Consider the following 6,100-nt stretch of genomic DNA (forward strand, 5'->3'; position numbering starts at 1 on the left):
GGATCTTGCGCTGTATCGCTCCAAGGCGGAAGGGCGCGGGCGGTTCCGGTTCTTTGAGCAGGAAATGGACGAGCAGATGCAGGCGCGGCGCGCGATCGAGCTCGACCTGCGCCGCGCGCTCGCCTTGAAGGAGTTCGAGCTGGCGTACCAGCCGCAGGTCGATCTTGCGACGCAGGACGTGGTCGGCTTCGAGGCCCTGCTGCGCTGGCGCAATGCCGCGCGCGGGCTGGTTTCACCGGCCGAATTCATTCCGGTGGCCGAAGAAACGGGGCTGATCGTGGCGATCGGCGAATGGGTGTTGCGCACGGCGTGCCGCGATGCCGCATCGTGGCCGGAGCCGATTTCGGTTGGCGTGAACCTGTCGCCGCTGCAGTTTCGCTCGCCGACGCTGGCGCAGACGGTGCTGTCGGCGCTGGCCAATTCCGGCCTGGCGCCCGAGCGGCTGGAGCTGGAAATCACCGAAAACGCGCTGATCGAAGATACCGATGCGGTGATCGCGCTGTTGAACCGGCTGCGCGATGTGGGCGTGCGGGTTTCGATGGACGACTTCGGCACCGGCTATTCGTCGCTGGCCTATCTCCAGAAATTCCCGTTCGACCGGCTCAAGATCGACCAGAGCTTCGTGCGCGGCATGGGCGAGAACCCGGAAGCGGGCGCGATCGTGCGCGCGGTGGCAGCGCTTGGCGCGAGCCTTGGCATGAAAACCACCGCCGAGGGCGTGGAAACCGAAGAACAGCTGGCCGCGATCCGCCTTGAAGGCTGCACCCATGTGCAGGGCTATTTCACGGGACGGCCGATGGCGGCAGCGGACGCGAGCGCTTTGCTTACCCAACCGCGCAGGGTTGTTGAAATCATCGAGGAGGAAGGCCTATGAGCGAGACCGAAATCCTGCACCGGCTGGTTTATTACAGCCGCAACGAGGTTGAAGGCGGGGCCGACGCGCTTGACGCGGTGATCGACCAGATTCTCGCCGTGAGCCAGCGCAACAATACACAAGCCGACGTCACCGGCGCGCTGCTTTTCAACACCGGCTGCTTCGGCCAGGTGCTGGAAGGCCCGCGCCGCGCGGTGGAAGCCACGTTCGAGCGCATCCAGCGCGATGACCGCCATTCCGACGTGACGCTGCTGGCCTTCGAGACCACGACGACGCGCGCATTCCCGAACTGGTCGATGGGCTATGTCGGCGCCAAGCCGGCCGATGCCGATCGTTTCGGCGGGATCGCGCAAACCAGCGGCTTCGACCCCTCGCGCATGACGGCCGACCGCCTTCTGGAAACGCTGCACGGGCTGGCGATGGAGGAAGAGGGTTAGAGCCTTTCCGGACGCAATTTCCGGACGCAAAACCGCTCCGCACTTTTGCTGGAATTGCTCTAGCTCTTTTGTTTAGACGCAATCCCGAACGCAAAACCGCTCCGCACTTTTGCTGGAATTGCTCTAGGCGCCCTCGCCCTTTCAGGACCTGTCAGTTGTGAACGGCGGCGCAAACGGGCAGCTTCGGTTTATCCGAAGTTTTTGCCCGAAAGATACCGTTCCATGAAACGATCCGCCTTGGGCCTCGCCCTGCTTCTTCCCGTGACGGCCGCGCAGGCGGGCGACCTCGTTGTCGAGGTTTCCGGTCTGCGCAACAATCAGGGCAGTCTGGCGCTCTGCGTCACCGCCGACCCCGCCGGCTTTCCCGGCTGCAATAAAGCGGGCACGCAGCGCGTGATCCCCGCCGCCCAGGCGCGCCAGCCCATCACCTTCCCCAACCTGCCCGCCGGCACCTATGCGGTGGCCGTGATCCACGACGAAAACGACAACGGCAAGCTCGACACCAACTTCGTTGGTATCCCTAAGGAAGGCATCGCCGTGTCGAACAACGCCGTGCCGAAGTTTTCCGCGCCGAAGTTTCGGGATGCGGGGTTTGTGGTGGGGAAACAGCGTGTGAGGCAGAGGATGCGGGTGGTTTATTGGTGAGTTAGACTTAAGTCTACTAAAGATCAACTCTCCATATCATGGTGGGGAAAGGGTCCGTTAGAGTTTCTCCTATCAAGCTCCTGATGTTCAAGTAGCGGGGGCATCATGAACATCGAAGCGTTTATCCAGCGCTGGACAGCGCGGGAGGGTGGGGCCGAGCGCGCAAACTACCAGATGTTCTTGTCAGAGCTTTGCGAGGTCATCGGCGTTGCTCGACCGGACGTTGCAGGCGCAGAGCGCAGGCACAATGACTATGTCTTTGAACGTGCCGTGCGGCGACGTGAAAGCGATCAGATTGTCTCGTCGCTGAGGATCGACCTCTACAAGAAGGGTTGCTTCATCCTCGAAGCCAAACAGTCGCGCTGGGTCGGCGGTGAAGAGAAGCCGACCGGCCGCGCCGGCGAAGAGACGGTTGTTCTCGGGCGACGCAACGCCCTGCGTGGCTGGGACGTGATGATGCAGCAGGCACGCAAGCAAGCCGAACGCTATGTCTTCCTGCTTGACGCCGACCACCCGGCTCCGCCGTTTCTTATCACCTGCGATGTTGGCCATGTTCTGGAACTCTACGCGGATTTTTCCGGCACAGGACGCGCTTACAGCCAGTTTCCAGATCGCAACCGCTTCCGCATCCACCTTGAGGATTTGCGCGACCCCAAGGTACGTGAACAACTCGCCAAGATCTGGACGGATCCAACAAGCCTAGATCCGACCCGAGAGTCAGCAAGGGTCACACGGCAAATCGCTAAGCGCCTGGCCGAGGTGAGCAAGGCGTTGGAAGCACAAGGGCATGATCCGGAAGATGTCGCCCAATTCCTAATGCGCTGCCTGTTCACGATGTTCGCGGAAGATGTCGATCTTCTGCCAAGAGGTAAGTTCACTGATCTCTTAAAGGACTGCGTGACAAGCCCCAAAGCCTTCGTCCCACTTCTTGAAGAGCTGTGGCAGAAGATGGACGAGCCTCGGGAAGGTCAACGCTTCTATTCTGCGTTTCGCGAGACAGTCAGGCACTTCAACGGCAACCTGTTTAGGGATGCCAAGGTGTTCCCGCTTGGATGCGAAGAGATTGGCGAACTGCTCGCAGCCGCCAAGCATAAATGGACAGAAGTCGATCCAGCGATCTTTGGTACGCTGCTGGAACAGGCACTGGAAACGAGCCTACGACGCAAGCTCGGGGCGCATTATACGCCGCGGGCCTATGTTCAGCGACTGGTAGAAGTCACCGTCATGGAACCGCTCCGTGCAGATTGGGAAATCGCGCTAACCCGCGCTGAAACGGCCGCGGATGAAGGCGACGAGAAAAAAGCCGCCAAAATCGTCAAGGCTTTCCATCACCAGCTTTGCACAACCCGCGTCCTCGATCCGGCCTGCGGCACCGGAAACTTTTTGTATGTCAGCCTAGAGTTGATGAAGAAGCTCGAAGGCGATGTGCTGGAGGCTTTGGCCCGGTTGGGCGTATCCGGCAATCTAGGGCTTGAGCGAGAAACGGTCGACCCGCATCAGTTTCTTGGGCTGGAGTTGAACCCGCGTGCGGCAGCGATTGCCGAACTGGTTGTGTGGATCGGGTATCTTCAGCAGCACTATCGCAACAGCACGGCCCATCCAGCCGAACCGATCTTGCGGGCCTTTAAGAATATCAACCTCGGGCGGCGCGAGCCCTTTGACGCAGTGCTGACTTGGGATAGCTATCCTGTGACGACCGTCACCGAGGAAAACGGGAAGCGTGTCGAGATCCTCCCCAATGCACGTCGGCCAGATTGGCCTGATGCCGAGTTCATCGTCGGCAATCCGCCATTCATCGGCGGCAAGGATGTGCGCTCCCGCCTGGGCTCAGGCTATGCGGAAACCTTGTGGCGGGTGCACAAGCAGATGAACGAAAGCGCGGATTTCGTCATGTATTGGTGGGATCGCGCAGCGGAACTGCTAACACGCAAGGACACGCCGTTGAGGCGCTTTGGATTTGTGACGACTAATTCGCTCAGCCAAGTCTTTCAGCGCCGGGTCGTTGAGCGGCACTTAAATGCAAAGAAGCCGATCAGTCTAATTTTTGCAGTACCTGATCATCCTTGGACGAAAGCAACGAAAGATAGTGCGGCTGTCCGGATTGCGATGACGGTTGCCGAGCCGGGCAAGCAGGAAGGAGCGCTATACGAGGTAGTAAGAGAGACTGGGTTGGAGACAGATGAGCCGACAATTTCCTTTTTGCATCAGAAAGGCATCATCAATTCAGATCTTTCGGTTGGCATCACTCCCGTCAATGCCAGGCCACTCGCCGCGGCCGCAGGCCTAGCATCACGCGGCGTTCAACTAATGGGCAACGGCTTCATCATCTCTAAGGCGGAAGCCAAAGCTTTGGGATTGGGCCGACGGAAAGGGTTGAAAAACTACATTCGCGAGTACTGCAACGGCCGAGACTTAACGGCTAGGCCCCGAAATTCTCTTGTTATCGACCTATTTGGACTCGAGAGAAACTTGGTCCGTGAAGAGTTCCCCGAAATTTACCAACACCTAACGACACGTGTTCGCTTCGACCTTGACTCCGCGGGGAGGCCGAACACAGATAAGAGCGGTCGCAAGCTCGGTCGAGAGTGGAACAACCGAGCATCATATAAGCAGAATTGGTGGATTTTTGGGGAACCCCGCAAGGATTTTCGGCCAGCACTTAAAGAGCTTCCTCGCTATATTGCTACTGTTGAAACAGCTAAGCACCGAGTTTTTCAGTTTCTGGATGCCTCCATATTACCTGATAACCGCCTAGTGTGCTTTGCTCTTGATGATGCAGCTTTGTTGGCCATCCTATCTTCGAGAACACACAAGACTTGGGTTTCCGCAACGGAGGGGTTACTGGAAGATAGGCCAATTTACACAAAATCGCGCTACTTCGATCCCTTTCCCTTCCCAGAACTGACTACCTCCCTGAGCCTCCAACTACGTTCGTACGGCGAAGAGTTGGATACGCTGCGCAAGCGTGTGCTAGCGGAACATCCCGACTTCACGCTCACCGGCCTCTACAATGTGCTAGAAAACCTGAAAGCGGGTGGGATACTGAGTGAGAAGGAGGAGGACGTGAAAACGCGTGGGCTCGTTCTCATAATCAAGGAATTGCATGAGGAAATCGACAGGCTGACGGCGGAAGCCTACGGCTGGCCCGTTGATCTAACAGATGAGCAAATCCTCGAAAGGCTGGTGGCGCTGAACGCCGAGCGGGCGCGAGAGGAAGCGGCAAGGCATGTGCGCTGGCTGCGGCCCGATTACCAGATCCCGCGCTTTGCCAAAGATGTTGTTGCCAAGAGTGGTGATCTGGAACTAGCGAGCAACGTCGTTGCTGTTGATGCAGGCAAGCCAGCTTTCCCGAAAGATCGAGAAGATCGCGCCGTCGCTGTTCTGCGCTTGTTGGAAGGCAAGCATGTTCCTATGGATCCAGCGGCAATCGCGCGGCAGTTCAAGAGCGGAGGCAAGCGGATCGAGCCGCATGTAACGCGGGCGCTGATGACGCTGGAACGCTTTGGGCGCGTCGTTAAGCTCAGCGAAGACGTATATGCAAGCTATCAAGGCGCGTTGGAACGCGAAGCAGCGTAGAAGCGGACGACTTGGCGGGACAGCGCCCCCCTCTGCCCTGCCGGGCGTTCGTCGCTTGAAAAGCCAAATCGTTGGCTTTTCATCTGCTATGCAGATCGTTCCTTACCCCCCTCAGGTGGGGAGATAATGCTCTCCGCCGCCCCGCCCTCACTGCACCGCTGCCGTTTCCGTCGCATCCGCCGTCTTGTCGATCGTCACCACCACCGACATGCCCGGCGCGAGGTTTTCGGTGAGGGGCTGGTCGGGGTCGAGGGCGATGCGGACGGGGAGGCGTTGGGCGACTTTGGTGAAGTTGCCGGTGGCGTTGTCGGGGCGCAGGACGCTGAATTCGGAGCCCGTCGCCGGCGCGAAGCGCTCGATGCGGCCGGTGAGCGGGGCGTGGTGGAGGGCATCCCCCGTCATGCGCACGGTCTGGCCGAGCTTCATGCCGGCAAGCTGGGTTTCCTTGAAGTTGGCGACGACCCATTTGCGCGCGGGCACGACCGCAACGAGCTGGGTGCCGGCCGAAACATACTGGCCGAGCCGCGCGCCGACTTCGCCGAGACGGCCGTCTTCGGGCGCGGTGATG

5 protein-coding genes are annotated in these 6,100 nt (G+C 59.4%); 4 read left to right on the plus strand and 1 reads right to left on the minus strand.

The features are described 5' to 3' along the window. The 4 genes from RTX98_RS19310 to RTX98_RS19325 all read left to right on the plus strand — a co-directional run. The coding region (locus RTX98_RS19310; RefSeq protein ID WP_312798466.1) for an EAL domain-containing protein at window positions 1–874 on the plus strand (874 nt) is incomplete at its 5' end. Then, window positions 871–1,311, plus strand: coding sequence for a BLUF domain-containing protein (locus RTX98_RS19315; RefSeq protein ID WP_312798467.1), 441 nt, complete (start codon window positions 871–873; stop codon window positions 1,309–1,311). The genes RTX98_RS19310 and RTX98_RS19315, both read left to right, overlap by 4 nt. Before the next feature lie 222 nt (window positions 1,312–1,533). Continuing rightward, window positions 1,534–1,956, plus strand: coding sequence for a DUF2141 domain-containing protein (locus RTX98_RS19320; protein ID WP_312798468.1), 423 nt, complete (start codon window positions 1,534–1,536; stop codon window positions 1,954–1,956). Between the two features lie 105 nt (window positions 1,957–2,061). Continuing rightward, window positions 2,062–5,532 carry a class I SAM-dependent DNA methyltransferase gene (locus RTX98_RS19325; RefSeq protein WP_312798469.1) on the plus strand — a complete coding sequence of 1,157 codons (3,471 nt, stop codon included), beginning with the start codon at window positions 2,062–2,064 and terminating at the stop codon, window positions 5,530–5,532. Between the two features lie 147 nt (window positions 5,533–5,679). Here RTX98_RS19325 and RTX98_RS19330 read toward each other — a convergent pair. Then, window positions 5,680–6,100: HlyD family secretion protein (locus RTX98_RS19330; RefSeq protein WP_312798470.1), on the minus strand; the 421-nt coding region annotated here is incomplete at its 5' end.

The organism is Tianweitania sp. (assembly GCF_032053605.1).
Classification (GTDB): Bacteria; Pseudomonadota; Alphaproteobacteria; order Rhizobiales; family Rhizobiaceae; genus Tianweitania.